A 25245-nucleotide genomic window follows, 5' to 3' on the forward strand; every position below is an offset into this window, starting at 1 on the left:
GCAAGCCGCGTCGCGGCATGCGGGGCCAACAGGAGAGCCATGATGAATTTGCGTTTGGGATTGCTGGCAGCACTGATGCTGCTCACCGCCTGCAACACCATTCAGGGCGCCGGCCGCGACATCAAGAGCGTGGGCCAGGTGATCGACAAGTCGGCCGGCGCCGCCAAGGATTAAGCGGCGCTTTCGCTCGACTGTTCAGCCGCGGCCACCTTGGCCCGGCGCTTTTCGGTGAACCAGATGCCGATGATCGAGATTTCGTAGAGCAACATCAGCGGGATCGCCAGCGCGACCTGGCTCCACAGATCGGGCGGGGTGAGCACGGCGGCCACCACGAAACTCGCCACCACGGCATAGCGGCGGCCGGCAATCAGCTGCTTGCGGTTGATGATGCCCGCCCGTTCAAGCAGCATGAGCAGCACCGGCAACAGGAAGGCCACGCCAAAGGCGAGGATCATGCTCATCACCAGATCGAGATATTCACCCATCGCCGGCAGCGCTTCGCGGTTGATACCGTTCACCCCCCCCAGCTGCTGGAAGCCCAGGAAGAAGCGGAAAGCCGCCGGCATCACGCCATAATAGGCCAGCGCCGCGCCGCAGGTGAACAGGACCGGCGTTGCAGCCAGAAAGGGCAGCAGCGCCCGCTGTTCCTTCTTGTAGAGGCCGGGCGCCACGAAGCGCCACAGTTCGTTGGCAATCAACGGAAAGGCGATGCAGATGCCGGCAAAGGCCGCCACACGGATCTCGACGAAGAACGCCTCATACAGCTTGGTGTAAATCAAACGCGCGCCGCTGCCCGAGGCATCGACCAGCGGCTGCACCAGGAAATCGAAGATGCGCCCGGCCTGGCTGAAACACGCTGCAAAGGCGATGACGAAATAGACGACACAGCGCAGCAGGCGGCCGCGCAATTCGATGAGATGATCGAGCAGCGGCGCCTTGCTGGCGTCGATATCGCTGCGGTCAACCTCGTCTGTCATGCCGCTTCGCCCGTGGCGGCCGGCTTCTTGGCGCGCGGCTTGCGGGGCTTCTTCACGGGCGGCGCGGCTTCGGCAGCAGGCGGGGTTTCAACCGTGGCTTCGGGCGGTGCCACCGGCCACGGATCATAGCTCGGCTCTGCGGGCACCGGCCCGGACAGATCGGGCAGCATGTTTTCCGGCAGCGCCGTGGCCTTCATGATCGCGTCGTTCTGCTGCGCCCACAATTTCTGCATCTCTTCCAGTTCGGCTTCGCGCATCATCGCATCGAAACCGCTGCGCATGTGGCGGCTCATGGCGCGGGCCTTGCCCACCCATTGGCCAACCCAGCGCATGGCCCTGGGCAGGTCTTTCGGGCCGATGACCAGCAGGGCCACCAGCGCAATGAGCATCAGCTCGGAAGAATCAATGCCAAACATCGTGTGACTTTGCGGGTCTTTGGGCGGGCCTCAGCCCCGTATCGTCGGGTCAGCCGCGGGCGTCTTCAACCGGGGATTTTGCCGGAGCCTGGCTGTTCTGCGTCACCTGCGGCGGCGGCGCGGCCGGGCTGCCGGGCGCGGCTTCATCGTTCAGCCCCTTCTTGAAGCTGTTGATACCCTTGGCGAAATCACCCATCAGATCGGAAATGCGGCCACGGCCGAACAACAGCACGATGACCAGGATGACCACCAGCCAATGCGTGAGGCTGAACGAACCCATGATGTGTAACCCTTAACGTTGTGCGGGATGAACCCGTTTCCTTTACGCCTAGGCGCGCGGCTTTGCCAGTGTTTGCACGTGCGCCTGTCAGACGCGGATCAGCCGCCGCCCAAAACTCTGGCCGGTGAACAGCCCGCTGAACGCCGCCGGCAGGCTGGCCAGCCCGTCGAAAATCTCCTCGCGATACTTCACCTGGCCAGCGAGGATCATCCCGGCCAATTCGGCCTGCGCGGCGGGGAAGCCCGGCATGTCATCAAACACCACCATGCCTTCCATGCGCAGCCGCTTGCCGATGAATTCGCGCGTGTTGTGGATGCCCGGCGCTTCCTGCGGCGTCAGGTTGTAGTCCGCCACCTGGCCCGAAATCACGATCCGCCCCTTCATGCGCATCACCGGCAACGCACGGTCCACACTGGCGTTGCCGACATTGTCGAACAGCACATCCCAGCCATCGGCACTTGCGGCGGCGAACTGCGCGTCGAAATCGGCCGCCTTGTAGTCCAGCGCCGCATCGAACCCGCATTCCTCCACCAACCAGCGGCATTTCTCCGCGCCGCCGGCAATGCCCGTGACATTGGATGCACCCCAGATCTTCGCCAACTGCCCCGCCGTCGCGCCCACCGGTCCGGCGGCGCTCGTCACCAGCACCCGCTCTCCGGCCTGCAACTGCGCCACGCGCTTCAGGCCAAACCACGCCGTCATCCCCGGCACACCCAAGATGCCGTTCCACAGGCTGAGCGGCACATCCAGATCCGGCACCTTGGCCAGATAACCGCGCCCGTTCGACACCATGTGCGTCGCCCAACCGGTGCCCATCACCTTTTCACCAGCCGCAAACTTCGGATGGCGGCTCTCGATCACCTCCCCCACCGCAAAGCCGTCGACCATCTGCCCCGGCTGCAACGGCGGCGCATAGGAAGCCCCGGGCGACAACCGCGACCGCGTGCCCGGATCGCAGCTGATGAAGCGGTTGGCGATCAACAACTGGCCTTCCGCCAGTTCCGGGATCGGCAGCGTTTCGATCCGGAAATCCTCCGAGCTGGGTGCGCCCACAATATGCCGCGCCAACACGATGCGTTCCATTTGCCCCGTCGTCATGCCAGTCTCATCCCCATCAACAGGAGCCCATCATGGACCAACGCATCAGCATCGTCACCCTCGGAACCGACGATCTCCCCCGCGCCGTCGCCTTCTGGGAAGCCATGGGCTGGCCACGCAAGGCCCGCAAATTCGACGCCATCGCCATGTTCCAATGCGGCGGCCTCGCCTTCGCGATCTACCCGTTCGACAAACTAGCCGAAGATTGCGGGATGACCGATCGTGGCCCCGGCTTCGGCGGCTTCACTCTCGCCCACAATGTCAGCAGCAAAGCCGAAGTGGACGCCCTCCTCGCCCGCGCCGTCGCCAATGGAGCGTCCCTGCAAAAGCCCGCCCACGACGCCTTCTGGGGCGGCTACTCCGGCTATTTCTGCGATCCCGACGGCCATCCGTGGGAAGTCGTCTACAACCCTTACATGCTGCCCGGCCCAGATGGGGCGGTGACGTTGGCCGACTAGGCCAACTGCTCCCCCAGCAATTCCAGCGCCGCCATCGCAAACGCCACCATATTGGCCTGTCGGTCACTTGAGCCCGTCGCGATTGTGCGGGCCGCTTGCACGGGCCCGCTCACCGCTAGCACGTCGTGCCCGGCGGCATGGCCATAGGGATTTCCGTTCGGCCCGGCCGCGCCGGTCTCGCCAATGCCCCAGGTGACGCTGTGCTGTTTGCGGATGGTTTCGGCCATGAGCAGCGCGAAGGGTTCGGTGGCGGACATGAAGCCGCGCACATCCTCCCGCCGCAGGCCGAGCAGGCGGTGGCGGGCGCGCGGGGTGTAGACGACCGCGCCGGCGATATAGAAGGCCGACGCCCCCGGCACAGCCAGCAACGCGGCCGAAATCAGGCCGCCGGCGGCGGATTCGGCCACGGCCACGGTTTCGCCGCGGGCTTTGAGTTGTGCGCCTACGTGGGCGGCGGTGGCGAACAGCGTATCCAGGCTCATGGCTTTTGCCAGAGGGTGAAACCGAAATGCCATTGCCCCTGCGCCAATGCAGCGCGATCGGCGGCGACCAGTGCGGCAATGGCCAAGTGATCATCCGGGAAGGCCGGTACGACGACGCCGCCCAATATGTTCATCACCAGCCCGCCCACTGGGGTAACCGCCGCGCCGAGATGGCGGCGAATCGCGTCGGCAATCTTCTCGCTGTGCGGCGCTTCCGATGGGTCGCGGTGGCGCATGCGCAGACGGGTGAGAATGTTCGAATGGCGCACCCGGCGCAGCTTTGTGCCGTGCACGCGATCAATGTCATCGAGCACCCGGTTGCACAGTTCCACCTCGTCGCGCCGCCATTGCAGGCGGTTGGGGCCGAAATAATCGTTGATCATCAGCCAGCCGCCAGGATTGAGCCGCTCAACACTCCACGCCAGCGCCTGATCGATATCGGGCATGTGGTGCAGGCTGTGATCCCAGGTGACAAGATCGAAGCTGCCGGTTTCCTCCACAAAGGCATTGCCGATGCGCGCTTCAAGCCGGTCGCCCACGCTATCGGCAGCGGCGCGGCGGCGGGCTTCCGCGGCGCGGGCTTCGGAAAGTTCCCACAGCCGCATTTCGTCCACGATGCCATCGAGCAGCAGCGCGCGTTCCTTGTCACCCGCGCCGGCGCCCACCGACACGCCGCGGCCCAGCGGCCGACCCGCCGCAGCCGCCAGCGCGATGCGGCAGCCGCGCGAGTTGCCCGGCACGGCCTGGCCACAGACCTGCCCGTTATAGGTCGCCGTGCAGGCGTCGCTCGACCACCAGTTCACCCGGTCGTTGAGGTCACGCACATGCTTATCCCAGAACTGGCCCGCGGTGGTTGCCATCTCATCCTCCGGGGCAAAGTGGTGGCACAGCGCTCAATGAAAATCACGGCTTTTCGGAATGATGCGCACATCGCGGGGATGGCGGCCTCTTGGCGGTGGCGGCTTGCGGTTCGATGGCCCGTGCACCAGATCCTCACTGGCGCGAGCCAGCGGCGTGGTCGCGTCATGCGCGTCCGACAGGCGATCCAGCACAGCGCTGCGATCAACAATGCGCGTCGCCATCAGGTGCATCACGCCTTCCGGGCTCCTTTGCAGCTCGCCTTCCACCTGCATCAGCCGGCTGGCCATGATCGCCCGGCGATAGGTTTCGAACAATCGCGCCCACACCACCACGTTCACCACACCGGTTTCATCCTCCAGCGTGATGAAGATGGCGTTGCCGCCGCCCGGCCGCTGCCGCACCAGCACGACACCGGCCACAGTCGCGCGCCGGCCATTCTTGGCCACATTGAGCTGCGCGGCGCTGAGCACGCCGGGGAACCAGCGCCGCAGCAGCGCCAGCGGGTGGGCGCGCAGTGAGAGGCGCAGCACCTGGTAATCGGCGGCGACCTCCTCGCCCGGCGCCATCAGCGGCAGATCATGCGCATCCTCATTCCCCAACTCACTGGCCGCCGCGGCGGCGAACAAGGGCAGGCTGTCAGTCGGCGTGCGCAGCGCCTGCCAGCCGGCATCGCGGCGATTGAGGTTCAACGATGCGCAGGCATCGGCATCAGCGAGCAGTTTCAGCGCGCGCGCTGGGAGCCCGGCGCGGGCGAGATTTTCGAGCGAATGGATCGGCCGGGCGGCGGCGATGCGTTCGGCCCACTCCTCACGAAACCCGGCGATCTGGCGCAGACCGAGACGCAGGGCCAAAGCTGCATCAGCCCTGCCATCGCCCGCAGGCCGGCATGGCTCCAACGTGCAATCCCACGCACTGTGGTTCACATCCACCGGCCGCACGACCACGCCATGCTCGGCCGCATCCCGCACGATCTGGGCCGGTGCATAAAAGCCCATCGGCTGCGCGTTCAGCAGTGCAGCAGCAAACACCGCCGGGTATCGGCACTTGAGGTACGCCGACACCCACACCAGCCGGGCAAAGGCAATCGCGTGGCTTTCGGGAAAGCCGTAACTGCCGAACCCCTTGATCTGGTTGAAGCAGCGCCGCGCGAACTCTTCCTCATACCCCCGCGCCACCATGCCATCGACCAGCTTGCTTTCGAAATATTCCATGCCGCCATTGCTGCGGAACGTGGCCATGGACCGGCGCAGGCGGTTGGCTTCGGCCGGCGTGAAATTGGCCGCGGTAATGGCCAGCTTCATCGCCTGTTCCTGGAACAGCGGCACCCCCAGCGTCTTGCCGAGCACGTTCTTCAGCTCATCGGGGTCGTGCGGCGGCTTGGGGCTGGGGAAGCTCACCGCCTCCCGCCCCTGCCGGCGCCGCAGATAGGGATGGACCATGTCGCCCTGGATCGGGCCGGGCCGCACGATGGCGACCTGGATGACCAGATCATAGAACTCCGCCGGCTTCAGGCGCGGCAGCATGTTCATCTGCGCCCGGCTTTCGACCTGGAACACGCCGATACTGTCGCCCTTCTGCAGCATCCGGTACACATCCGGCGCCTCACCCGGCACATTGTCCAACGTGCAGGCATGCCCCAACTGCGTCTCGATAGACTCGAACGCCCGCCGGATGCAGCTGAGCATCCCCAGCGCCAGCACATCCACCTTCATCAGGCCGAGCGCGTCGATATCGTCCTTGTCCCACTCGATGAAGGTGCGATCGGCCATGGCGGCATTGTGGATCGGCACCAGCTCATCCAGCCGCGTCTGCGTCAGCACGAAACCGCCGACATGCTGCGAAAGATGGCGCGGCATGCCCATGATCTGGTTCACCAGTTCGCCCAGCCGCACGATTTCGGGGCTGTCGGGATCAAGGCCGCTTTCAGCAAAACGCGCGCGCTCCATCTGCGACGAAAAACTGCCCCACACCGTGCTGGTCAACCGCGTGGTCAGATCCTCGCTCATGCCCAGCACCTTGCCCACTTCGCGCACCGCACTGCGCGGGCGATAATGGATCACGGTGGCGGCAATGCCGGCGCGTTCGCGGCCATAGCGTTCGTAAATCCACTGCATCACCTCCTCGCGGCGCTCGTGCTCGAAATCGACATCGATATCGGGCGGCTCCTTGCGCTCTTCGGAAATGAAGCGGGAAAACAGCAAATTGTGCTTCGACGGATCAACTGCGGTGATGCCCAACACGAAACACACCGCGCTGTTGGCGGCGCTGCCGCGGCCCTGGCACAAGATGCCCCGGCCTTGCGCGAACGCCACAATGTCGTGGACGGTGAGGAAATAGGGCGCATAGCCGGCCTTGGCGATGATGCGGAATTCGTCGGCGAGCAGCGCCATCAGCCTGGGCGGCACCCCATCCGGCCAACGCTCACGCGCCTTTTGCAGGGTCAGCGTTTCCAGCCAGCCTTGGGCGCTGTAACCGGCCGGCACCGGTTCGTTGGGATATTCATACCGCAGCTGATCGAGACTGAAATCGACCCGGGCCAGCAGGCGGGCCGGCGCCTGCAACGCCTGGGGGTGATCACGGAACAGGCGGGCCATGTCCGCAGCGCTTTTCAGGTGGCGTTCGGCATTAGCGGCCAGCCGTGTGCCGGCGGCGGCCAGCGTTTCGCCCATGCCGATGCACCGGATCACGTCGTGCAGCGGGCGTTGCTGCGGCGTCGCATAGAGTGGGGCGTTGAGTGCCAGCAGCGGCACGCCGGCCGCATCGGCCACCGCACTGAGTGCGGCCAGCCGCCGGCGATCACTGCCGCCATGATGCAGCATCACACCCTGCCACAGCCGATCCGGGCAAGCACGCGCCAGTTCGGCGAGGCGACCATGCTGGGCACCTGTTGGCGGCAGCGCAATCAGCAGCAGGCCATCGGCATGTTCGATCAGATCGGAGAGGTGGAGGATGCAGTCCCCCTTTTCCGCCCGCCGGTTGCCGGTGGTGAGCAGGCGCGCCAATCGCCCCCAACCGTGGCGGTGCGCCGGATAAGCGATCACATCAGGCGTGCCATCGGCAAACACCAGCCGCGCGCCCACGGCGAGCTTGAACGGGGGCAGTTCGCTGCCGGCCTCCTTGGCGGCTTCGGCCAGTTCGCGCACCGCCACATGAGCGCGCACCACGCCGGCGACTGTGTTCTTGTCCGCGATGCCGATGCCGCAATGGCCCAGCGCCAGCGCCGTCTCCACCATCGCCGCCGGGCTCGACGCGCCTTCCAGGAAGGAGAAATGCGTAGCCGCGCCGAGTTCGGCGAAACCGCTGGGTGTCGCCATCATGCGAACAGGCCATGCAGATACCAGCGCGGCGGGCCGGGTTCGCGATCATACAGGCCGTGGCGGAACAGCCAGAACCGCCGGCCATCGGCGGCCTCGACACGCCAGTAATCGCGCGTGAGGCCCGCACCGTCCTTGCGGCGCCACCATTCCGCAGCGATGCGTTCGGGGCCTTCATGCGCGGTGACATCGTGGACCTGACGGCGCCAGCGGAAGCGGCGCGGCGGGCCATCGGGCACTTCGGCCAGCACCTCGATCGGCTGTGGCGGATCGAACAGGCGGATGGGACGGGCCGGCGGCTCGCCGGGGGCGGGGCGAGGCCAGTTCATTGCTGCACTGGCGGCAAACGGCAGGTCAAAACTCGCCTGTTCGGGGATGTGCGTGTCGGCCCGGACCAGCCGGCGGATGCGCCCGCGCCCCAATCGGGCGGTGAGGCGATCGACCAGTTCGGCCAATTGGGTTTCGGCGAGCTGGCCGCCCTCCAGCCCCAATTGCGTCTCATCGAGCGCGTGGGTGACCGGCACAGCGAGGCGCACCAGATCATAGCCGAAGCCTGGATCAAGCGGATCATTGAGCGCGGCGATGCGTTCATCGAACAGGCGCAGCAGCACGGCAGAATCGCGTTGCGGTTCCGCGGTTTCCACCGCGACATGCGCGACATGGCCATCGGCGCGATAGAGCGCGAGCGCAAACAGCCGCCCGCCGACCCCGCGCGCGCCCATCTGAACGGCGCAGCGCAGCAGCAGCTTCTCCAGCGTGGCGCGCACCGCATCGGTGGTGGCGATGGGCTGGGCGAAGCGCTGCTGGGCGACGATCTCGGCCACCGGCAGACGTGGATCAAGCGGTTGCGGCGCGGCCTCGGTCAGCGCATCGAGCGCGGCCAGCAGCGCCTCGCCAAAACGGGCGGCGACGGCGGCGCGGGGCAGCTTCGCCACCTCACCCACACGCTTCAGCCCGGCCCGGCGCAGCGCGATCTGCACCGGCTCCTGATCGGACAGCGCAGCCAGCGGCAGATCCGCAACGCGCGCCTGACCGAACCGGGCCAGTGCCACGGCGGCAGCCGCAGTGGCGGCCAGTGCATGGCTGGCGGTGAAGCCCAAACGGTGCAGCCGCGTCAGCACATCGGCGACCAAGCTGGCCTCCCCGCCGAACAGATGCGCGCAGCCGCTGATGTCGATCAGCAAGCCGTGCGGCGGGGCGGCAGCGACCATGGGGGACCAACGGGTGGCGCCATCCGCCAGCCAATCGAGGCAGGCCGCATCACCCGCCGGATCATGCGGCGCCACCCGCACGCCCGGCAGAACGGCGCGCGCATCGGCCAGCGCCAGACCGGGGTGCAGGCCTTCTGCCGCCGCCGCCGGGCAGCAGGCGCGGATGATCTGGCGGCCACGATCATTGGCCACCAGGACGAGTGGTTCAGGCTGCGCGGATTTCTGTTGCCGGGCGAGGCGTTCGGCGGGCAGCCACGGCAGGCACACGGCCAACATCCGCCGCACGCCGGCCAAAGGCAGCGCCGATGGGGATGGCAGGCTGGGCGATCGTATTGGCGGGCAGGAAACGGCGGCGATCACGATCCCACTCCAGTTCAAGATAAAGGTCAGCTGGCCCGCCGCGCTGCCGCTCAAGGGTGAGCGCCAGCCGCGGCGGGCCGGGGGCGTTGCCCGCCAACCGCCGCGCTGGCGCCGCGCGCGCCTGCCAACGGGTGAGTGCGGCGGACGGCTTGGGCGGGCCGGCACGCAGCAGCAGGGTGAACACGCCGGACGCCGCCGCCGCCAGTTGCAGCCGGCGCGTGACGGTCAGGTCCACCGCCGCCGCGCTGCCGGCCTCGATCACCAGGCAGGCCAGCGCCGCACAGCGCTGCGCTTCTGCCGCCGCCCTCAGCATCGGCAATGCCGCGCCCGCCGCCACCAGCCACAACCGCCCCGGATCGCCCCCAAGTTCGGCAAGGCCCGCGCCATACAACCGGCCATCGTCGCCCCGCGGATCGGCCAGCCACAGGATCGGGCCACTGCGCGCGCTGGCCAGCGCCAGCATCAGCGCCAAAGCAGTGGCCGCCGGCCCGTAGATTTCGTGACACCCCGCCAGCGCCAAACCGCCGCCCAAAGCTGCATCGACACGGCCGCCATCAAGCGCCACCCGCCCGGCAGCAGCCGGAACACGAGCGGACACGGGCGGCACCAGGCGGGCAACAGACGGCAACAGAACGACTCACTTATGGCAATTTGTTCTTTCTTTGTTCCAATTGCCTTTAGCCGCCCTGCAGTGTCAAGCGAGCGGCATTCTATCGCGCCCCATCCTACCGGGCTTTTGCCGCCGCCTCGCGCACGAGCAGGATGCGATCCTGCCCGAAATACATGTCGTCGCCGCCCACATAGAAGGTCGGGCTGCCAAAGCCGCCGCGCGCGATCAGTTCGTCGGTGTTGGCGCGCAGCTTGGCCTTCAGTTCCGGCGCGTCCGCCCGTTCCAGCGCGGCTGCATCCAGCCCGCCGGCCGCCGCAGCCTCGGCCAGCACATCTGCTTGAGAAATATCGCGATCTTCGCCCCAATAAAGCTGGAAAACGCGCCGCGCGACGGCCTCGCACTGGCCCGTTTCATCGGCCACCAGACACAGCCGCATGGCGCGCGCGCTGTTCACCGGGAAGATGCTGGGCGTCCATTTGATCGACAGGCCGGAACGCCGGATCCAGTCCTGCATATCCTTGGTGAAGTATCGCGCCTTGGGCACCACCGGCTTGGAGCGCATCTCATAAACGCTGGGGTTCACCGTGTTGAACACCCCGCCCACCAGGAACGGCCGCCAAATGATGCCGAACCCGTCCTCCTCGGCCGCCTTCACCAGCGCCTCGAACCCCAGATAAGTCCACGGGCTGGAACAATCGAAGAAGAATTCCACCTGTGCCGTCATGACCCTCTCCCCAAATGCTGCTTTGCGGTTACTGTGGGGCCATGATGCAGCGTTTCAAACCGATCTTTTTGCTGGCACCCTTGGCCGCCCTGCTCATCGCGGCGGCACCATCAGCCATGCCCGGAGCAACCCCAGACCGGGCTGACCGGCTGGCGCAGGCCGCCGCGCTGGTGGACAATGGCAAGCCGGCCGACGCCCTTGCCATCCTCGATCCCCTCCTGGCCGAATCCGATCTGCCGGCCGACAAGGGCCAGGTGGAAGGCCTGCGCAGCTTTGCGCTGGCCCGGATCGGCAAGTTCGCCGAAGCCCGCGCCGCCATCGAACTAGCGGTGGACTCAGCGCTCAATCCCACGCCGCTGCTGCTGCGCCAATTGTTCGTGCTGCGCGCCATCACCGGCGATGTGAATGGCGCGGCGCAAACGCTGCAGTTGGTCGCCGAATCCAATCCGAAATGGCTGGCCGAACTGCCGCACGAACTGATCGCCGATGTGCAGCGCACCACCGCCAGCGACGAACAGCGCAGCTTTGATCTGGCCTATACGCTGGTCGCCGCTGGCTACACGCCGCCCGACGAGACGGTGAGCGACAGCGACGGCCTGCGCCTCGCCGTGATTGCCGGGCTGGCCAAGCGTGAGCGGCTGGAGGATGCCAAGCCGATCATCGCCGCGCTGATCAACACTGCCAACATCGCCCGCCTGGCCATCGATCGCCGATACCAATCGCTGTGGCCAGCACTGGAAGCCCGGCTCGGCCCCAGTGCCGATACCGCCGATGCTGCCTTCATCGCCGCCGCCGAGCAGAAACTCGCCGCCAGATCGCAATCCATCGTGGCCCGCGCCGGCGTGGCCGAAGCGCTGAACATCGCCAGCAAGGAACCGGAAGCGCTGGAGCGCATCAAGGACATCGGCGCCAGCCCCGAGGCGCTGGCCAAGATGACCAACCGTGAGCTGTGGACATTGAACCTGAAGGCCGCGCTGCTCAACGATGCCGGCCGCACCGATGAAGCACTGGCCGTGCTCGATGCCGTCGCCAGCCTCCCCGCCGAAGGCCGGCCCAACACCCTGGCCTTCCGCATCATCGCGGCCGACATGGCGGAAGAAGCCAGCCGACATGCCGATGCACTGACGCGGGTGGCCGCGGCCGACAGCGCCGATCTGAACGACTATGGCAAGCAGGCGCTGGCCGGCATCCGGGTATGCGCGCTGGCGCGATCCGGAAAGCTGGCCGAAGCGCAGAAGATCGCCCTGCTCGCCGGCTGGACGAAAGAGGGCAACAACCGCGCCCTGCAGGCGGCTTTTGCCTGCCTGGGCCGGCTCGACGCGGCCGCCGCCGTGCTGATCAAACGGCTGGACGACGAAAGCAGCCGCGACGATGCGCTGTTCGAACTTCAGCCCTTCCTGATCAACGACCGCCCGAACGCACCCGACAAGCTGACCAAGGCTGTCTTGCGCGCCCTGAAGGCCCGGCCCGACGTGAAGGCCGCCTTCCTGAAACATGGCCGCGATCTGCCGGCCGCGATCGCCCCTCCGCGTTAACGCTTGAATCGATCGCGCAGTTCGAACTTCAGCACCTTGCCAGCCGGGTTGCGCGGCAGGGCGGTGACGATTTCCAGGCGGGTCGGCAGCTTGTAGCGGGCCAGACGCTCCGTCGCCCAGGCGCGCAGGGTTTCGAGATCGAGGCTGGTGCCAGGCTTCAGCGCGGCCACCGCGGTGACGCTTTCGCCCCATTTTTCATTGGGTTCGCCGAAGATCGCCACTTCAGCGACGGCCGGGTGATCATAGAGCACGGCTTCCACCTCGGCGGGGTAGATGTTCTCGCCGCCGCTGATGATCATGTCTTTCAGTCGGTCGCAGATATAGAGGAAGCCGTCCTCATCCAGATAGCCGATGTCGCCGGAATGGAACCAGCCTTCGGCATCGATGGCCGCTGCGGTGGCTTCCGGCTTGTTCCAGTAACCGCGCATGATGTTGGGGCCGCGCATGATGACTTCGCCGCGCTCGTTCGGTCCCAGCGGCGTGCGGCCATCCTCGGCCACGACACGCAGATCGACGAAGAACATCGGCTTGCCGGCCGAACCCAGCTTGGCCAACGCGAAATCAGGCCCAAGATAGGTACCCGACGGCGCGGTTTCGGTGAGGCCATAGCCCTGGTTCATCGGAATGCCGCGCGCGTTGTACAGCCGCAGCAACGGTTCGGGCACCGGCGCGCCGCCGCACATGATGACGCGCAAGGACGACAGATCGGCCGCTTCGAAATCCGGTTGCTGGGCGACAAACAGCAGCATCGCCGGCACCGCGAAGGTGGTGGTGACGCGGTACTCGCGCACATCAGCGATGAAGCGCGCCGGATCGAAGGCACGGTGCAGCACGACATGCCCGCCCTTCTGCCAGCAGCTCAAGGGTGTGACGTTGAGGCCGCCGATATGGAACAGCGGCGCCATCACCAGGCTCACGTCCTTTTCGGACACATCGGCGCCCAGTGCGCCATTGATGTTGGCCCACCAGAAATTGCCGTGGGTGAGCATGGCGCCCTTGGGCCGGCCGGTGGTGCCCGATGTGTACATGATCACCGCCACGTCATCCTCGGCGGTTTCCACCCGATCGGCTAGCGGGGCGGCATCGCCCACAAACTCCGTGATCGGCTGCCAACCATCGGCCGGCCCGTCGGCCGACAGGAAGCGCCGGCAACACAGGCGATCCCGTACGCTGTCGATCACCGGCCGGTGCGGGCCATCGACCACCAGCGTGTGCACGCCGGCATCGTTGATGATGTAATCAAGCTCCGGGCCCGTCAGGCGAAAGTTCAGCGGCACGAAGATGGCGCCAAGCCGCGCGGCGGCAAACAACAGATCGAAATAGAGCGGGTTGTTGAGGCCCAGATAGCCCACCCGGTCACCCCGGCAGATGCCGCCGGTCTTCAGCGCCGTGGCCAGCCGGTTCACGGCATCGCCCATCTCGCGATAGCTGCGGGTCGTGCCTTCGAAGGTGAGCGCCGGCCGGTCCGGCGTTTGCTGCACCCGCCGGCTGAACCAGCTGTTCAATCCGATATCGGCCTTGGTCATGTTCGCTCCCCCGAGAGTTGGGCTGTTGATGCTGGCTGCGCCGCGCCTGGTCAATATGTGGCTACAAAGCTGTCGATGGCGGCCAGATGCACGGCCTGCTCTGCCGGCGGCAGGAAACTGCCGGTGAAGCTGTTGCGGGCGAGCGTGATGATCTCGTCCCGCGTCAGGTTGAGCGCATCGGCCACGGCGACGAAGTTGGCGTTCACATAACCGCCAAAATACGCCGGATCATCGCTGTTCACCGTCGCCCGCAACCCGGCCGCGAGCATGCGACGCAGCGGGTGTTGGGCAAGATCGTCGACCACGCACAGCTTCAGATTGGACAGCGGGCAAACGGTGAGCGTGAGCCCGTCGCTGACAATGCGCTGCACCAGCGCGGCATCTTCCAGCGCGCGGTTGCCATGGTCGATCCGGTCCACCTGCAGCACGTCCAGCGCCTGCCAGACATAATCGGGCGGCCCTTCCTCGCCGGCATGGGCGACAATCTTGAGGCCGAGGCTGCGGGCGCGGGCAAAGACGCGGGCGAACTTTTCCGGCGGGTGGCCAACTTCGCTCGAATCAAGGCCAACGCCGTGGATCAGCGACAGAAAGGGCAATGCCGCATCCAGCGTGGCCTCGGCGTCGGCTTCGGGCAGGTGGCGCAGGAAACACATGATCAGCTGAGACGTGATCCCGCGCTCCTCCGCCTCGGTCAGGGCGCGGGCGATGCCGCCGACCACGTTGGCCATCGGCACGCCGCGCGCCGTGTGGCCCTGGGGATCAAAGAAAATCTCGACATGGCGCACGCCATCGGTGGCGGCGCGGTCGAGATAGGCTGTCGTCAGATCGAAGAAATCCTGCTCCGCCTGCAGCACCGCCATGCCCTGATAGTAGATGTCGAGGAAATCCTGCAGGTTGGAGAAATCATAGGCGGCACGGATCGCTTCCACGCTCTCAAACACGAGACTGACGCCATTGCGCTGCGCCAGCGAAAACATCATCTCCGGTTCCAGGCTGCCTTCAATGTGCAGGTGCAGCTCGGCCTTGGGCAGGCCGGCGATGAAGGCGGCACGGGCCTCGCGCGAAGCAAATCCGGTCACTTTTTCAGTCCTTCGATCGGCGCCAGTATCACGTCGGCCGCTGGCTTGTGGGCGCGGATTTCCTCAGTCGTCAGCCCGTCGATTTCATGCGGGAACACCAGCCACTCGTTGCTTTCGTGGATGAAATAATCCGGTTTCAGCGCCGTCTGGTTGCGCGCCGGCTTGTACCAGACGGTGGCGATGCGGATATCGGCTGGCATGTTGGCGCGACAGCGCGCCTTGAGTTCGGTCAGCACCGCCTCGATGCTGCGGCCGGAATCGAACACGTCATCGATCACCAGCAGCCGGTCGTCGGCGTTCAGCGTGTCGATCAGATAGCCCAGCGCATAGACCTTCACCATCTTCGATTGCTTGTCGATCCCGGTATAGCTCGCGGTGCGGATGGCAATGTGATCGCATTCGACCCCATGCACATCGAAGAATTCCTGCACGGCGATGCCGATCGGCGCGCCGCCGCGCCAGATGCCGACCAGATGTGTCGGCCGGAAACCGCTCTCCAGCACAGCGCGAGCCAGCCGGAAACTGTCGCCCAGCAGCTCATCGGCGGTCAGCCAGATTTTCTTTACGTCACTCATGCAAGTACCCCGGCCAAGGCTGGCGCGGGGGTTTCCGGATCAGGCCTCATGCCTGGCAGGGTGACATTTTTCTTGCGTGCAGGACAGGGCCGAGAACGCCAGCCAGGATCCCTACTTGCCGCTGGCGAGATCGGCAGCGACCGCTTCCAGCATGGAATCGGTGAGCTGGCCGCCAGCCATCGACTGCAGCTGCTTCAGGCTCATCGCTTTGAACTGGTCGAGCATCGGATGGCTGGTCAGGCCCGGCACACGGGCATCGAGGATGGCCTTGGTCTTTTCAGCCGCGATCAGCACTTCAATCGGCGTGTCGAGCGTGACGGCCGCAGCTGCCGGCGCCGCCGAGGTTTCGGTCGCGGTTTGCGCCAGAGCAGCAGCCGGCAGAGCGGCAAGAATAAGGGCAAGCAGCAGGTTCATCATGCAGACTCCAGTGGGCTGGGTGATCAAAGTTCAGCCAAACACGCGGGTGAATATCGTATCAATGTGACGGAAATGATATCCAAGGTCGAACAGGCCTTCCAATTCGGCGTTGGACAGTCGCGCGGATACGTCGGCATCGGCCTTCAACAAGTCCAGCAAGCTCAGGCCGCCATCGGATTCCCACACCTTCATCGCGTTGCGCTGCACCAGGCGATAGCTATCGTCGCGGGTCAGGCCAGCCTGAGTGAGCGCCAGCAGGATACGCTGAGAATGGATGAGGCCGCCCATGCGATTGAGATTCTTCTCCATTCGCTCCGGATACACGAGCAGCTTGTCGATCACGCCGGTCAAACGCGCCAGCGCGAAATCGAGCGTGACGGTCGCATCGGGGCCAATGTAGCGCTCCACGCTGCTGTGGCTGATATCGCGCTCGTGCCACAGCGCCACATTTTCCAACGCCGGGGTGACAGCAGAGCGGACCATGCGGGCGAGGCCGGTCAGGTTCTCGGTCAGCACCGGGTTGCGCTTGTGCGGCATGGCGCTGCTGCCCTTCTGGCCCGGCGAGAAATACTCCTCGGCTTCCAGCACTTCGGTGCGTTGCAGGTGGCGCACTTCGGTGGCCAGCCGTTCGATGCTGCTGGCGATCACGCCCAGCGTGGCAAAGAACATGGCGTGGCGGTCGCGCGGGATGACCTGGGTGGAAACCGGCTCAACCGACAGGCCCAGCTGCTGCGCCACATATTCCTCAACCTGCGGATCGACATTGGCGAAGGTGCCGACCGCGCCAGAAATGGCGCAAGTGGCGATATCGGCGCGCGCCGCCACCAGCCGGGCGCGACAACGGGCGAACTCGGCATAGGCCTGTGCGAGCTTGACGCCAAAGGTGGTCGGCTCGGCGTGGATGCCGTGGCTGCGGCCCATGGTGGGGGTGAATTTGTGCTCCAGGGCGCGGCGTTTGATGGCGGCGAGCAGGGCATCCATGTCGGCCAGCAGGATATCAGACGCGCGCGCCAGCTGCACGGCGAGGCAGGTATCGAGCACGTCGCTGCTGGTCATGCCCTGGTGCATGAAGCGCGCTTCCGGCCCAACCTGCTGGGCCACCCAATCGAGGAAGGCGATCACGTCGTGCTTGGTGATGGCCTCAATGGCGTCGATGGCGGCGACATCGATGGCCGGCTTGGTCTCCCACCAGTCCCACAAGGCCTTGGCGGCGCTCTGCGGGACGACGCCCAGATCGGCCAGCTTCTGGGTGGCATGCGCCTCGATCTCGAACCAGATGCGGAAGCGGGCTTCCGGTTCCCAGATGGCAACCATGTCGGGGCGGGAATAGCGGGGGATCATGCACAGGCCTCTTTGATGTGCGGCGCGCCTAGCATGTGATGCGGCGATTGCCTATCTGTCGGATGGTGACTTCGCCCCTATCTCGTGTCCGCGTCATCCCTTTCCAGCATGGGCTGGGGGCGCTGGATTATGCTGTACCGGCCGGCATGGTGCTGCAACCGGGTGACGCGGTGGAAGTGCCGCTTGGACCCCGTCGCATCATCGGAGTGGTGTGGGATGCCGATCGGCTGGCCGCGCCAGAGGTGCCAGCAAGCAAATTGCGCCCAGTGGCGGCGCGGCTCGACCTGCCGCCGCTGGCCGAGCCGCTGCGCCGCCTGATCGAATGGACCGCCGATTATTATGTCGCGTCGCTGCAATCGGTGGTGCGCATGGCGTGGCCGTCGGTGGCGTTCCTGAGTCCGAGGGAGTTCACCGAATACCGGCTGGGCGGCGCGGTGCCGAAGCGGCTGACCCCGGAACGCGCCAAGGCGCTGGAGCGGCTGGAGGGGCGGCAGGGCACGGCGCGCGATCTGGCCCGCATGGCCGGCGTTTCGGACGCTGTGATTCGCGGGCTCGTCACCGCCGGCACGCTGATTGCAACCCGCGTGGCCGGCGATGCCACCCCGCCCGAACCGGACCCGGCGTTTGCACCGCCCGCGTTGTCCGCCGATCAGCAGGCGGTGGCCGATGAACTGGTCGCCGCTGTGGATGCGGGCGAATTCGCGCCGATCCTGCTGGAAGGCGTGACCGGGTCCGGCAAGACCGAAGTCTATTTCGAAGCCGTCGCGCAGGCGATCCGGCAGGGCGGCCAGGCGCTTGTGATGGTGCCGGAAATCGCGCTCACCGCGCCGTGGCTGGCGCGATTTGCCGCCCGCTTCGGCTGCCAGCCGCTCTCGTGGCATTCGGATCTGAAAACCAGCGAGCGCCGCGCCGCCTGGGCCGCGATTGCCGATGGCCGCGCCAAGGTGGTGGTGGGCGCGCGGTCGGCGCTGTTCCTGCCCTATGCCAACCTCAAAACCATCATCGTCGATGAAGCCCACGAAGCCAGCTTCAAGCAGGAAGAGGGCGTGCATTATCACGCCCGCGACGTGGCGGTAATGCGCGGGCGGATGGAGGGCCTGCCCATCATCCTCGCCACCGCCACCCCGGCCATTGAAACGCAGGTGCTGGCCAGCCGCGGCACCTATCGCCATCTGGTGCTGCCCAGCCGTTTTGGCGGGGCGGAACTGCCCGCCGTGACATTGGTGGACATGACCCGCCATCCGCCGGCGCGCGGCACTTGGCTGTCACCGGTGCTGGTCGCTGCTATCACCGACACGCTGGCCAAGGGCGAACAGTCGCTGCTGTTCCTCAACCGCCGCGGCTATGCCCCGCTCACCCTGTGCCGGGCCTGCGGCAACCGCATCCAGTGCCCCAATTGCACGGCGTGGATGGTCGAACACCGCCTGTCGCGCCGGCTGGCCTGCCATCATTGTGGCCACCAGATGCCGGTGCCCGAACAATGCCCGGAGTGCGGCGAGGCCGATCACCTGGTCGCCTGTGGCCCCGGCGTGGAGCGCATCGCCGAGGAAGTGCGCCGCACCTGGCCAGAGGCGCGCCCCGCCGTGGTGACCAGCGACACCATCACCAGCCCCGCCCGCGCTGCCGCGCTGGTCGCCGCCGTGGAAGGGCGCGAGGTGGACGTGATCATCGGCACCCAGATGGTGACCAAGGGCTATCACTTCCCCGATCTCACCCTGGTGGGCGTGGTCGATGCCGATCTCGGCCTGTCGGGCGGCGATCTGCGCGCGGGCGAGCGGACCTGGCAACAGATCATGCAAGCCGCCGGCCGCGCCGGGCGCGGGGTGAAGCCGGGCCGCGTGCTGATCCAGACGCACCAGCCGAAGGCGCCGATCATGCAGGCGCTGGGCAAGGGCGATGCGGCGGCGTTCTTCGCTGCCGAAATCGCAGCGCGGCGCGATCTCGGCCTGCCACCGTTCGGGCGGCTGGCGGCGCTTATCGTGTCATCCGAAGACTCCGCCGCCGCGAAATCTGCCGCCGATATGCTGGGCGCCGCCGCCCCCCAGCGCGAGGGCCTGATGGTGCTGGGCCCCGCCCCCGCCCCGCTGTCTATGCTCCGCGGGCGGCACCGCCACCGGCTGCTGGTGCAGGCGAGGCGTGACTTGCCGCTGCCGGCGATATTGCGCGAATGGGTGGGCGGCGCCGCGCTGCCATCCAGCGTGCGCGTAGTAATTGATGTTGATCCCTACAGTTTTGTCTAGAGCATCGACGCATCCGCCGGCAGTCCCAGCAGCACGCGGCCGGCCAGTTCCAGCGTCGGCGGCGCAACCATCACATGCTGGGTCGCCACATGGGCATCGCGGAAGCGGCGGTTCAGCGGGTGGCTGGCATAGACCGAGGTGCCACCGGCAAGTTCGTGCATCTTGGCGGCCACCCGCGCCGAGACCTGGGTGAGGCGCGTCGCCGCCAACCGCAACCGGGCACGCGCTGAAAGCTCAAGCGCATCGCCGGCGACGACGCGATCCCACGCAGTTGCGATTTCGGCGTGGACGAGCGCGCGGGCGGCATCGAGATCGGCCTGCGCCACGGCGAAATCCGCCTGCACGACGCCGCGTTCGGCGAGGCTGCGGCTACTGCCCTGCCCCTTCTTGGCCACCGCCAGCGCCTTCAGATCATCAAGCGCACCCAGCGCATTGCCGCTGGCCACCGCCGCGATGCCGAGTGCCAGCAGGCCGAAGGGGGCGAAGCGATATAGCGGGCCAGCCTCACGCGGCGTGTCGGTGATGAAGGACACGCTGCGGCTCTGCGGCACGCGCACATCCTTGGCGGCCAGATCGCCCGAGCCAGTGCCGCGCATGCCCAGCGCATCCCAGGTGTCGATCAGCTCAACCTCCGCGCGGCGCATCACCATCATGCGATGATCGGGCGCGCCGCTGGGCAGGCGGCGCATCTCGCCACCGTCCATGATCACGGCGCCGCCGAGCAGCCACGAACAATTGGCGCTGCCCGATCCCCAGGCCCAGCGGCCGCTGACCAGATAATCGCCACCCTCCACCGCCGCCCGCCCCATCGGCGCGAACACGCCGCCAGTGATGACGTTCGGATCGAACCAGATTTCCCGCGCGTGTTCCATGGGCAGCCATGCCGAAATCAGCGCCGTGGTGCCGCCGATCATCACGCACCAGCCGGTGGCGGCATCGGCACGGCCCAGTTGTTCAAGGCTGGTGAACAGGGTGGTGACATCCACCTCCGCCCCGCCCAGCGATTGCGGCACCAGCATGCGGAACAAGCTGGCCTGCGCCAGTTCCGCCGCCAGATCGGCAGGCAGCCGGCGCTGCGATTCGGTATCGGCAGCGCGGGCGGCGACCGCTTTCAGCAGGGATTGTGCGATCATCACAGCTTCCAAAGGCTGGCGAGATTGTTCTTCTGCATGTCGGACGATCCGCCCACGATCGGCATGCCGAGCAGATCGCGCACATGCCGTTCAATGTCGAACGCGTCCGACAGCGCATAGGAACCGATCACCTGCTGACAGGCGAGCGCGATTTCCACTCCGACATCGGCCACGAACAATTTCGCCATGCTGGTTTCAGCACTGCAAGGCCGGCCCTCGTTTGCCAGCCACGCTGCGTGATAGAGCATATGCCGCGCCGCCTGCAGTTTCGTGCGCGCCACCACCAGCTTGTGGCGGATGGCCTGGTGCTGACTGATCGCCTTGCCGAATTGCACACGTTGCTGGGCGTAATCCCACGCTTCGTCCAGCGCGGCGCGGGCGATGCCGAAGGCGACGGCAGTGATTTCCAGCTTCTCCACGTCAAGCGCGCGGCCGGCTAGCAGCTTCCAGCCCTGGTTCCACATCGCCGGCCCGCCGACAATGTTGACGGCCGGCACCCGCACGCTATCGAAATACACATCCTGGCTCGCCGTGTAGCGCAGGTTGGCGTGGTGGATGTCTTGCATCCGCACGCCCGGCGCGTTGGTGGGGATCAGCACGAAACTCAGGTTGCGATAGCGGTCTTCCGCGGGGCCGGAGCGCACCAGAGTATAGATGTAATTGCTCCAGTCTGCCCCCGTGCACCAGCGCTTGACGCCGTCGATGATCACCTCATCACCCTCCAGCCGCGCGCGGGTGGTGACACTGGCGAGATCGCCGCCCACATCGGGTTCTGACAGGCCATAGGCAAAGAACAGTTCGCCTTTCGCCAGCCGGGGGAGAAATTCCGCCTTCTGCTCGGCGCTGCCGTTTTCCGAAAGGTTCATACCGCCATAGAAAGCGGTGTGGATATAGGGGCCGGCGAGGCAGGGCCCGACCTGCGCCAATTCCTCGATCACCGCGATGGCGGCGACCAGATCCTGCCCGGCCCCACCATAGGCCTCGGGCACGGTGAGCGCAGTCAGGCCCAGCTTGTTCAGCTCGGGATAGACGTCGCGCGGCCAGCGGTGATCGCGATCCCACTGGATGCGGGCGTCGCGCGGGGCGTGTTGCGCCACGAAACGGCGGATGGTGTCGCGCAACTGGCCGATATGTTCCGGCTCATCTGTGAAGGTGACGGGGGGCAGCGGCGGGGCCATCATTCACCCGTCAAGTTTGGCGACCGGCGTTCGCGGAAGGCACGCACGGCCTCGGCCCGGTCGGCAGCGAGGTTGGAGAGCGTTTCATAGGGGATGGAGGCATCCATCAACTGCTGCGCCAGCACCCGCAGCGGCTGGTTGGCCACCACCTTGGACCAGCGCACGGCATACTTGGGGTTGTTCATCAGCTTGCCCACCAGCTCGGTCACCTTGGCATCGAGCTGATCGGTCGGCACGGCGTAGTTGATCAGGCCCATCGCTTCGGCACGTGGCGCCTTGATCAGATCGCCGGTCATCAGGAACTCCTTGGCGCGGGCATAGCCAATCAGCTGCGGCCAGATCACCGCGCCGCCATCGCCGGCCACCAGCCCGACCTTCACATGCGGATCACCGATCACGGCGTTTTCGTCGGCGATGATGATATCGCAGAGCAGCGCGATAGTGGCGCCCAGCCCGGCGGCGGCGCCGTTCATGCGGCAGATCACCGGCTTTTCGATGTCGAGCAGGCTGGTGACGATGCGCTTGGCGTCCCAGCCGATATCGCGGAACTGGTTGGGGTGGGCGATCTGTTCTTCAAACCAGTCGAAATCGCCGCCAGCGCAAAAGGCGCGGCCAGCGCCGGTGAGCACGACGATGTCGCTGCCCTTGTCCTGCTGCAATTCGGTGAACACGCGGGCGAGTTCCTCGTGCATCGCCTCGTCAACGCCGTTCACCGGGTTGTTGCCGGTGATGATGGCGGTCAGCACCCGCTCATGGCCGAAATGGCCGCGGGTGAAGGTGAAGCGTTGATAGCCTTCAAGCAGCGCCATGGCGCGGTCTCCCCGGTAATTTGCGCCACGGTGGCGCAGCCGGGGCCTGCGGTCAAACTGGCTTTCAGCGCAGCTTTAGCGCCGCCTTGATCTTGCCCCAGCCCACCAGCTTGAAATTCTGCGCCGGGCTGTTCTCGCCATCCTGCGCCACCATCAGGCCCTGTGGAAAGGCCGGGCCGAAATCGCCGGTCATCGCCGCGATGCCGTCGGTTTCCTGAGTGCTGCCCAGCCGACCTTCGGCAATGCGGAAGCGGCCGGCAAAACGCTCATCGGCGAGGCGATACACAGAATAGGCGTTGTCGCCTTGGCTTGATGCCACCAGCCAGCCGCCACTGCCGGCACCTTCGGCGGCAATCGCCAGGCCTTCGACATCGGCGACCAGCCGCTTGCCGTCCACGCCGGCCAGCTTCACCGCTGTGGTGCTGCCACTGGCACGCGCATCGAAGCGCCAGATGCCCACGTCTTCCTCCGCCGCATAGAGCCGGGCGGTGCGGGCATCGACAACGCAGCCTTCACTTTGGGTGGAGAGCTTCAGGCTGCGCACGATGCGGCCGCTGGCCTTGGCGGTGTCCAGTTCGATCTGGCGGATGGCGCCATCCTTGATGACGATGAACGCCGTCAAGGCACGGGGCGTTGCCCACAGGCACATTCCATAGGCTTCGCCTGCTCCCGCCGGCACTCGGCCAATCGGTTCCAGCCGCGCGGTCGTGGTGTTCAGCCGGAACAGCGCGATCTGGGCTTTCGCTTCGTCGCTGCGATCGCTGGCGGCAACGATGACGCCAGCGGGAGTCTCGACCAGATCGACATTGTTGACCCGGCCGGCATTGTTGAAATCGCGCACCTGGCCATCAAGGCCATAAACGTACAGGCCGGCCTGCTTGTCCGTGCCCACGATCAGGCTGGCGGCGGGATTAGCGGCATTGCGCCAGATCGCCGGATCATCCGCAGCGTCGTCGCCGCTCTTTACCGCCACCGTTTCGGCATCGGCGGTCACGCTGGCCGTTTGCACAACCGGCACGACGGCCGGCGGCGCGCAGGCGGCCAGCAACAGCAGAAAGGGCAAAGCAGCGCGCATCGGCCTCATTTCACGGTGACGAAGATCGGGTTGGCATAGAACCATAGATCAGACCACGGATCTTCGCCCTTGGGATCGGCCGTCGGCTCCAGCTCATCGCTGCTGGTCCCGCGCACCCGCAGATAGAGCGGGCCGGTCACCGCCGGGATGCTGTGGGTCATGGTCAGCACCTCGCCCTCCCGGCGCCAATCGGCGGCGGTAAAGCGGTGGGTGACGGTGGTGGCCGGCGCGCGTGCCGCGGTGCGATCCGCAACCGGGCCCGTCACAGGCCCCATGATGAGATCAACCCGCGCCACGCCCGGCGTGCGGCCGCCGGCATTGGCCGCCGCCGGATCGCTCAGGCGGATGGTGACGGTCACAGGCTGGCCTGTGCGCGCGGCCAGCGTACCGCCAATGCCGGCACTGCTGTGGCCACTGCTGACGATCACATCCAGTTCCGATACCAGGTCGCCGGTGGTGACGAAGATGCGGCCCGAACGCAGGCCGTCAACGATGTCGCCATGGTCAGGGCGGGCCTGCACATAGGTTTTCGAATACTCGCCGGGCCAGAAATCATTGCCGCCATCGCGCCAATTGTTGTGGCTGTCAGACGTCGCCGTGATGAACCAGCGCCGACCTTCGGCCAGCATCGAATCCCAGAAACCGCCCAGCGTCGCCGTCATCTGGTCAAAGCCGCCCAGCGTGGGCGCCCGGCCATAGCCGCCGCGGTTGCCTGTGGGATCGGGGCTGCCATCGGGTTTCAAAGCGCCGGCCTGGTGGCCGGGCGCGCCTTCCATGCCGACGGCAACGCGCGGCGCGGTGTCGTTCCAGTTGCGGAATTCTGACGGGGTATAGAGGCCCCAGGCAAAGGGCGCGGTGGCGGAGCGGCTGGGGTGATTGGCGATCAGCACCGGCGGCGCCTTCTGGTCGCGCATCATTTTCAGCGCGTCGATCATGCGGCCTTCGCTGTCCCACGCCTTGTCGGCCGGCCACGGCTCACGCTTGGAAAAGCCGGATTCGATGGTGCGCAGCTGATTGCGCTCGTCGCCGGTGAAGGGGATGATCAGACTTGAATGATCGCCGGCCGGGGTATCGAATTCCATGCCATAGAAAATCAGCATCTCCGGCACGGCGGCCCGCGCCTTGTTCACTTCCGGCCAGGCCTGTTCGTAATTCAGCTTGCTGTGGTTGGGGCCGCCATGATCAGTGCTCACCATCCAGCGCAGGCCGAACTGGCGCGCCATCTGGGCGTTCTTGCTGATCGAATAACGCCCATCCTTGCCGAGCAGCGGGATCGGCGCCGTCTGCGGGCTGGCCGGGTTGGCTTCGTAATCGGCGCTGAATTCACTGTGGATATGATGGTCGCCGGGCAGCCACAGCCGGCCCTTCGCGGGCACGGCGCCGGCGGTGGGCTTGTTCTGGTGCCGTTCGGCCAGGCCGCCATGGTCGCCGTGGGCGAAGGCGGGGGAAACGCAAAGAGCGGCCCATGCCGCAAGAGTGATCAAGCGCATGGAACCGCTCCTGTGCGAGCCCTGCCGCAGCGCAGGGCTGCGGCAGGGCTGAGGTG

The 25245-nt window shown here is 66.3% G+C and carries 24 protein-coding genes; 4 read left to right on the forward strand and 20 right to left on the reverse strand.

The window, feature by feature from the left end:
* The first annotated feature begins 42 nt into the window (after positions 1–42).
* Entirely contained in the window at positions 43–174 is a 132-nt protein-coding gene (locus G566_RS0111315; protein WP_336433247.1) for an entericidin A/B family lipoprotein, read from the forward strand.
* On the opposite strand, the gene tatC is transcribed toward G566_RS0111315, so the two are convergent.
* The 4 genes from tatC to G566_RS0111335 all read right to left on the reverse strand — a co-directional run bounded on the left by tatC (position 171) and on the right by G566_RS0111335 (position 2756).
* Positions 171–977: a twin-arginine translocase subunit TatC gene (gene tatC / locus G566_RS0111320; RefSeq protein ID WP_022680786.1), complete on the reverse strand. Its 807-nt coding sequence runs from the start codon at positions 975–977 to the stop codon at positions 171–173. The two genes, G566_RS0111315 and tatC, sit on opposite strands and share 4 nt — an antisense overlap.
* Positions 974–1393 (reverse strand): Sec-independent protein translocase protein TatB, encoded by a 420-nt coding sequence (gene tatB / locus G566_RS0111325; protein ID WP_022680787.1) that lies wholly within the window; start codon positions 1391–1393, stop codon positions 974–976. The genes tatC and tatB overlap by 4 nt, the downstream gene beginning before the upstream one ends.
* Positions 1394–1442: 49 nt before the next feature.
* Complete coding sequence (locus tag G566_RS15870; RefSeq protein ID WP_022680788.1) at positions 1443–1673, reverse strand: twin-arginine translocase TatA/TatE family subunit; 231 nt, start codon at positions 1671–1673, stop codon at positions 1443–1445.
* Between the two features lie 87 nt (positions 1674–1760).
* Complete coding sequence (locus G566_RS0111335; RefSeq protein ID WP_022680789.1) at positions 1761–2756, reverse strand: NADP-dependent oxidoreductase; 996 nt, start codon at positions 2754–2756, stop codon at positions 1761–1763.
* Between the two features lie 47 nt (positions 2757–2803).
* Here G566_RS0111335 and G566_RS0111340 point away from each other — a divergent pair, with 47 nt between their 5' ends.
* Positions 2804–3229 carry a VOC family protein gene (locus G566_RS0111340; RefSeq protein ID WP_022680790.1) on the forward strand — a complete coding sequence of 142 codons (426 nt, stop codon included), beginning with the start codon at positions 2804–2806 and terminating at the stop codon, positions 3227–3229.
* On the opposite strand, the gene G566_RS0111345 is transcribed toward G566_RS0111340, so the two are convergent.
* The 6 genes from G566_RS0111345 to G566_RS0111370 form a co-directional block, all read right to left on the reverse strand.
* The gene (locus tag G566_RS0111345) at positions 3226–3711 is read right to left on the reverse strand and encodes a CinA family protein (protein ID WP_022680791.1); all 486 of its coding nucleotides are present in this window, start codon (positions 3709–3711) and stop codon (positions 3226–3228) included. The two genes, G566_RS0111340 and G566_RS0111345, sit on opposite strands and share 4 nt — an antisense overlap.
* Positions 3708–4571, reverse strand: a complete 864-nt coding sequence (locus G566_RS0111350) for a class I SAM-dependent methyltransferase (protein WP_022680792.1) — start codon at positions 4569–4571, stop codon at positions 3708–3710. Before G566_RS0111350 ends, G566_RS0111345 begins: the two co-directional genes overlap by 4 nt.
* Before the next feature lie 33 nt (positions 4572–4604).
* Entirely contained in the window at positions 4605–7889 is a 3285-nt protein-coding gene (locus G566_RS0111355; RefSeq protein WP_084706860.1) for an error-prone DNA polymerase, read from the reverse strand.
* The gene (locus G566_RS0111360; RefSeq protein WP_022680794.1) at positions 7886–9373 is read right to left on the reverse strand and encodes a DUF6504 family protein; all 1488 of its coding nucleotides are present in this window, start codon (positions 9371–9373) and stop codon (positions 7886–7888) included. The genes G566_RS0111355 and G566_RS0111360 overlap by 4 nt, the downstream gene beginning before the upstream one ends.
* Positions 9303–10055, reverse strand: a complete 753-nt coding sequence (locus G566_RS14280; RefSeq protein WP_156874506.1) for a hypothetical protein — start codon at positions 10053–10055, stop codon at positions 9303–9305. Before G566_RS14280 ends, G566_RS0111360 begins: the two co-directional genes overlap by 71 nt.
* A 127-nt stretch (positions 10056–10182) precedes the next feature.
* Positions 10183–10791, reverse strand: coding sequence for a 2-hydroxychromene-2-carboxylate isomerase (locus G566_RS0111370; RefSeq protein ID WP_022680796.1), 609 nt, complete (start codon positions 10789–10791; stop codon positions 10183–10185).
* A gap of 41 nt (positions 10792–10832) precedes the next feature.
* Here G566_RS0111370 and G566_RS0111375 point away from each other — a divergent pair, with 41 nt between their 5' ends.
* Complete coding sequence (locus G566_RS0111375) at positions 10833–12326, forward strand: hypothetical protein (protein WP_022680797.1); 1494 nt, start codon at positions 10833–10835, stop codon at positions 12324–12326.
* Here the strand turns inward: G566_RS0111375 and G566_RS0111380 are convergent.
* The 5 genes from G566_RS0111380 to purB form a co-directional block, all read right to left on the reverse strand.
* A complete protein-coding gene (locus tag G566_RS0111380) occupies positions 12323–13852 on the reverse strand; it encodes an acyl-CoA synthetase (RefSeq protein WP_022680798.1) in 1530 nt (509 codons plus the stop codon). The genes G566_RS0111375 and G566_RS0111380 overlap by 4 nt on opposite strands.
* A 50-nt stretch (positions 13853–13902) precedes the next feature.
* A complete protein-coding gene (locus tag G566_RS0111385) occupies positions 13903–14931 on the reverse strand; it encodes an adenosine deaminase (protein WP_022680799.1) in 1029 nt (342 codons plus the stop codon).
* Positions 14928–15506 (reverse strand): phosphoribosyltransferase, encoded by a 579-nt coding sequence (locus G566_RS0111390; RefSeq protein ID WP_022680800.1) that lies wholly within the window; start codon positions 15504–15506, stop codon positions 14928–14930. The genes G566_RS0111385 and G566_RS0111390 overlap by 4 nt, the downstream gene beginning before the upstream one ends.
* A 111-nt stretch (positions 15507–15617) precedes the next feature.
* Positions 15618–15923: a hypothetical protein gene (locus G566_RS0111395; protein WP_022680801.1), complete on the reverse strand. Its 306-nt coding sequence runs from the start codon at positions 15921–15923 to the stop codon at positions 15618–15620.
* Positions 15924–15953: 30 nt separating this feature from the next.
* Positions 15954–17264 (reverse strand): adenylosuccinate lyase, encoded by a 1311-nt coding sequence (gene purB, locus G566_RS0111400; protein WP_022680802.1) that lies wholly within the window; start codon positions 17262–17264, stop codon positions 15954–15956.
* Between the two features lie 62 nt (positions 17265–17326).
* On the opposite strand from purB, the gene G566_RS0111405 reads away from it, so the two are divergent.
* Positions 17327–19504: a primosomal protein N' gene (locus G566_RS0111405; protein ID WP_022680803.1), complete on the forward strand. Its 2178-nt coding sequence runs from the start codon at positions 17327–17329 to the stop codon at positions 19502–19504.
* Here the strand turns inward: G566_RS0111405 and G566_RS0111410 are convergent.
* The 5 genes from G566_RS0111410 to G566_RS0111430 all read right to left on the reverse strand — a co-directional run bounded on the left by G566_RS0111410 (position 19501) and on the right by G566_RS0111430 (position 25189).
* A complete protein-coding gene (locus G566_RS0111410; protein ID WP_022680804.1) occupies positions 19501–20637 on the reverse strand; it encodes an acyl-CoA dehydrogenase family protein in 1137 nt (378 codons plus the stop codon). The genes G566_RS0111405 and G566_RS0111410 overlap by 4 nt on opposite strands.
* The gene (locus tag G566_RS0111415) at positions 20637–21818 is read right to left on the reverse strand and encodes an acyl-CoA dehydrogenase family protein (RefSeq protein WP_022680805.1); all 1182 of its coding nucleotides are present in this window, start codon (positions 21816–21818) and stop codon (positions 20637–20639) included. Before G566_RS0111415 ends, G566_RS0111410 begins: the two co-directional genes overlap by 1 nt.
* On the reverse strand, positions 21815–22624 hold the full coding sequence (locus G566_RS0111420) for an enoyl-CoA hydratase/isomerase family protein (RefSeq protein ID WP_022680806.1): 810 nt from the start codon (positions 22622–22624) through the stop codon (positions 21815–21817). The genes G566_RS0111415 and G566_RS0111420 overlap by 4 nt, the downstream gene beginning before the upstream one ends.
* Before the next feature lie 64 nt (positions 22625–22688).
* Positions 22689–23699 (reverse strand): phytase, encoded by a 1011-nt coding sequence (locus tag G566_RS0111425; RefSeq protein WP_022680807.1) that lies wholly within the window; start codon positions 23697–23699, stop codon positions 22689–22691.
* A 5-nt stretch (positions 23700–23704) separates the two neighbouring features.
* The gene (locus G566_RS0111430) at positions 23705–25189 is read right to left on the reverse strand and encodes a CehA/McbA family metallohydrolase domain-containing protein (protein ID WP_022680808.1); all 1485 of its coding nucleotides are present in this window, start codon (positions 25187–25189) and stop codon (positions 23705–23707) included.
* Between the last annotated feature and the right edge of the window lie 56 nt (positions 25190–25245).

The sequence above is a fragment of the Sandarakinorhabdus limnophila DSM 17366 genome (genome assembly GCF_000420765.1).
Classification (GTDB): Bacteria; Pseudomonadota; Alphaproteobacteria; order Sphingomonadales; family Sphingomonadaceae; genus Sandarakinorhabdus; species Sandarakinorhabdus limnophila.

Excerpts from the sequence above, each read along its gene's own strand:
- G566_RS0111350 (WP_022680792.1), bottom strand. The coding sequence starts at position 4,571 with ATGGCAACCACCGCGGGCCAGTTCTGGGATAAGCATGTGCGTGACCTC.
- G566_RS0111405 (WP_022680803.1), top strand. The coding sequence starts at position 17,327 with ATGGTGACTTCGCCCCTATCTCGTGTCCGCGTCATCCCTTTCCAGCAT.
- G566_RS0111430 (WP_022680808.1), bottom strand. The coding sequence starts at position 25,189 with ATGCGCTTGATCACTCTTGCGGCATGGGCCGCTCTTTGCGTTTCCCCC.
- G566_RS0111335 (WP_022680789.1), bottom strand. The coding sequence starts at position 2,756 with ATGGAACGCATCGTGTTGGCGCGGCATATTGTGGGCGCACCCAGCTCG.
- G566_RS0111395 (WP_022680801.1), bottom strand. The coding sequence starts at position 15,923 with ATGATGAACCTGCTGCTTGCCCTTATTCTTGCCGCTCTGCCGGCTGCT.
- G566_RS15870 (WP_022680788.1), bottom strand. The coding sequence starts at position 1,673 with ATGGGTTCGTTCAGCCTCACGCATTGGCTGGTGGTCATCCTGGTCATC.
- tatB (WP_022680787.1), bottom strand. The coding sequence starts at position 1,393 with ATGTTTGGCATTGATTCTTCCGAGCTGATGCTCATTGCGCTGGTGGCC.
- G566_RS0111345 (WP_022680791.1), bottom strand. The coding sequence starts at position 3,711 with ATGAGCCTGGATACGCTGTTCGCCACCGCCGCCCACGTAGGCGCACAA.
- G566_RS0111315 (WP_336433247.1), top strand. The coding sequence starts at position 43 with ATGAATTTGCGTTTGGGATTGCTGGCAGCACTGATGCTGCTCACCGCC.
- G566_RS0111340 (WP_022680790.1), top strand. The coding sequence starts at position 2,804 with ATGGACCAACGCATCAGCATCGTCACCCTCGGAACCGACGATCTCCCC.
- G566_RS0111410 (WP_022680804.1), bottom strand. The coding sequence starts at position 20,637 with ATGATCGCACAATCCCTGCTGAAAGCGGTCGCCGCCCGCGCTGCCGAT.
- G566_RS0111390 (WP_022680800.1), bottom strand. The coding sequence starts at position 15,506 with ATGAGTGACGTAAAGAAAATCTGGCTGACCGCCGATGAGCTGCTGGGC.
- G566_RS0111420 (WP_022680806.1), bottom strand. The coding sequence starts at position 22,624 with ATGGCGCTGCTTGAAGGCTATCAACGCTTCACCTTCACCCGCGGCCAT.
- G566_RS0111355 (WP_084706860.1), bottom strand. The coding sequence starts at position 7,889 with ATGATGGCGACACCCAGCGGTTTCGCCGAACTCGGCGCGGCTACGCAT.
- purB (WP_022680802.1), bottom strand. The coding sequence starts at position 17,264 with ATGATCCCCCGCTATTCCCGCCCCGACATGGTTGCCATCTGGGAACCG.
- G566_RS0111425 (WP_022680807.1), bottom strand. The coding sequence starts at position 23,699 with ATGCGCGCTGCTTTGCCCTTTCTGCTGTTGCTGGCCGCCTGCGCGCCG.
- G566_RS0111360 (WP_022680794.1), bottom strand. The coding sequence starts at position 9,373 with ATGTTGGCCGTGTGCCTGCCGTGGCTGCCCGCCGAACGCCTCGCCCGG.
- G566_RS0111375 (WP_022680797.1), top strand. The coding sequence starts at position 10,833 with ATGATGCAGCGTTTCAAACCGATCTTTTTGCTGGCACCCTTGGCCGCC.
- G566_RS0111380 (WP_022680798.1), bottom strand. The coding sequence starts at position 13,852 with ATGACCAAGGCCGATATCGGATTGAACAGCTGGTTCAGCCGGCGGGTG.
- G566_RS0111415 (WP_022680805.1), bottom strand. The coding sequence starts at position 21,818 with ATGATGGCCCCGCCGCTGCCCCCCGTCACCTTCACAGATGAGCCGGAA.
- G566_RS0111370 (WP_022680796.1), bottom strand. The coding sequence starts at position 10,791 with ATGACGGCACAGGTGGAATTCTTCTTCGATTGTTCCAGCCCGTGGACT.
- tatC (WP_022680786.1), bottom strand. The coding sequence starts at position 977 with ATGACAGACGAGGTTGACCGCAGCGATATCGACGCCAGCAAGGCGCCG.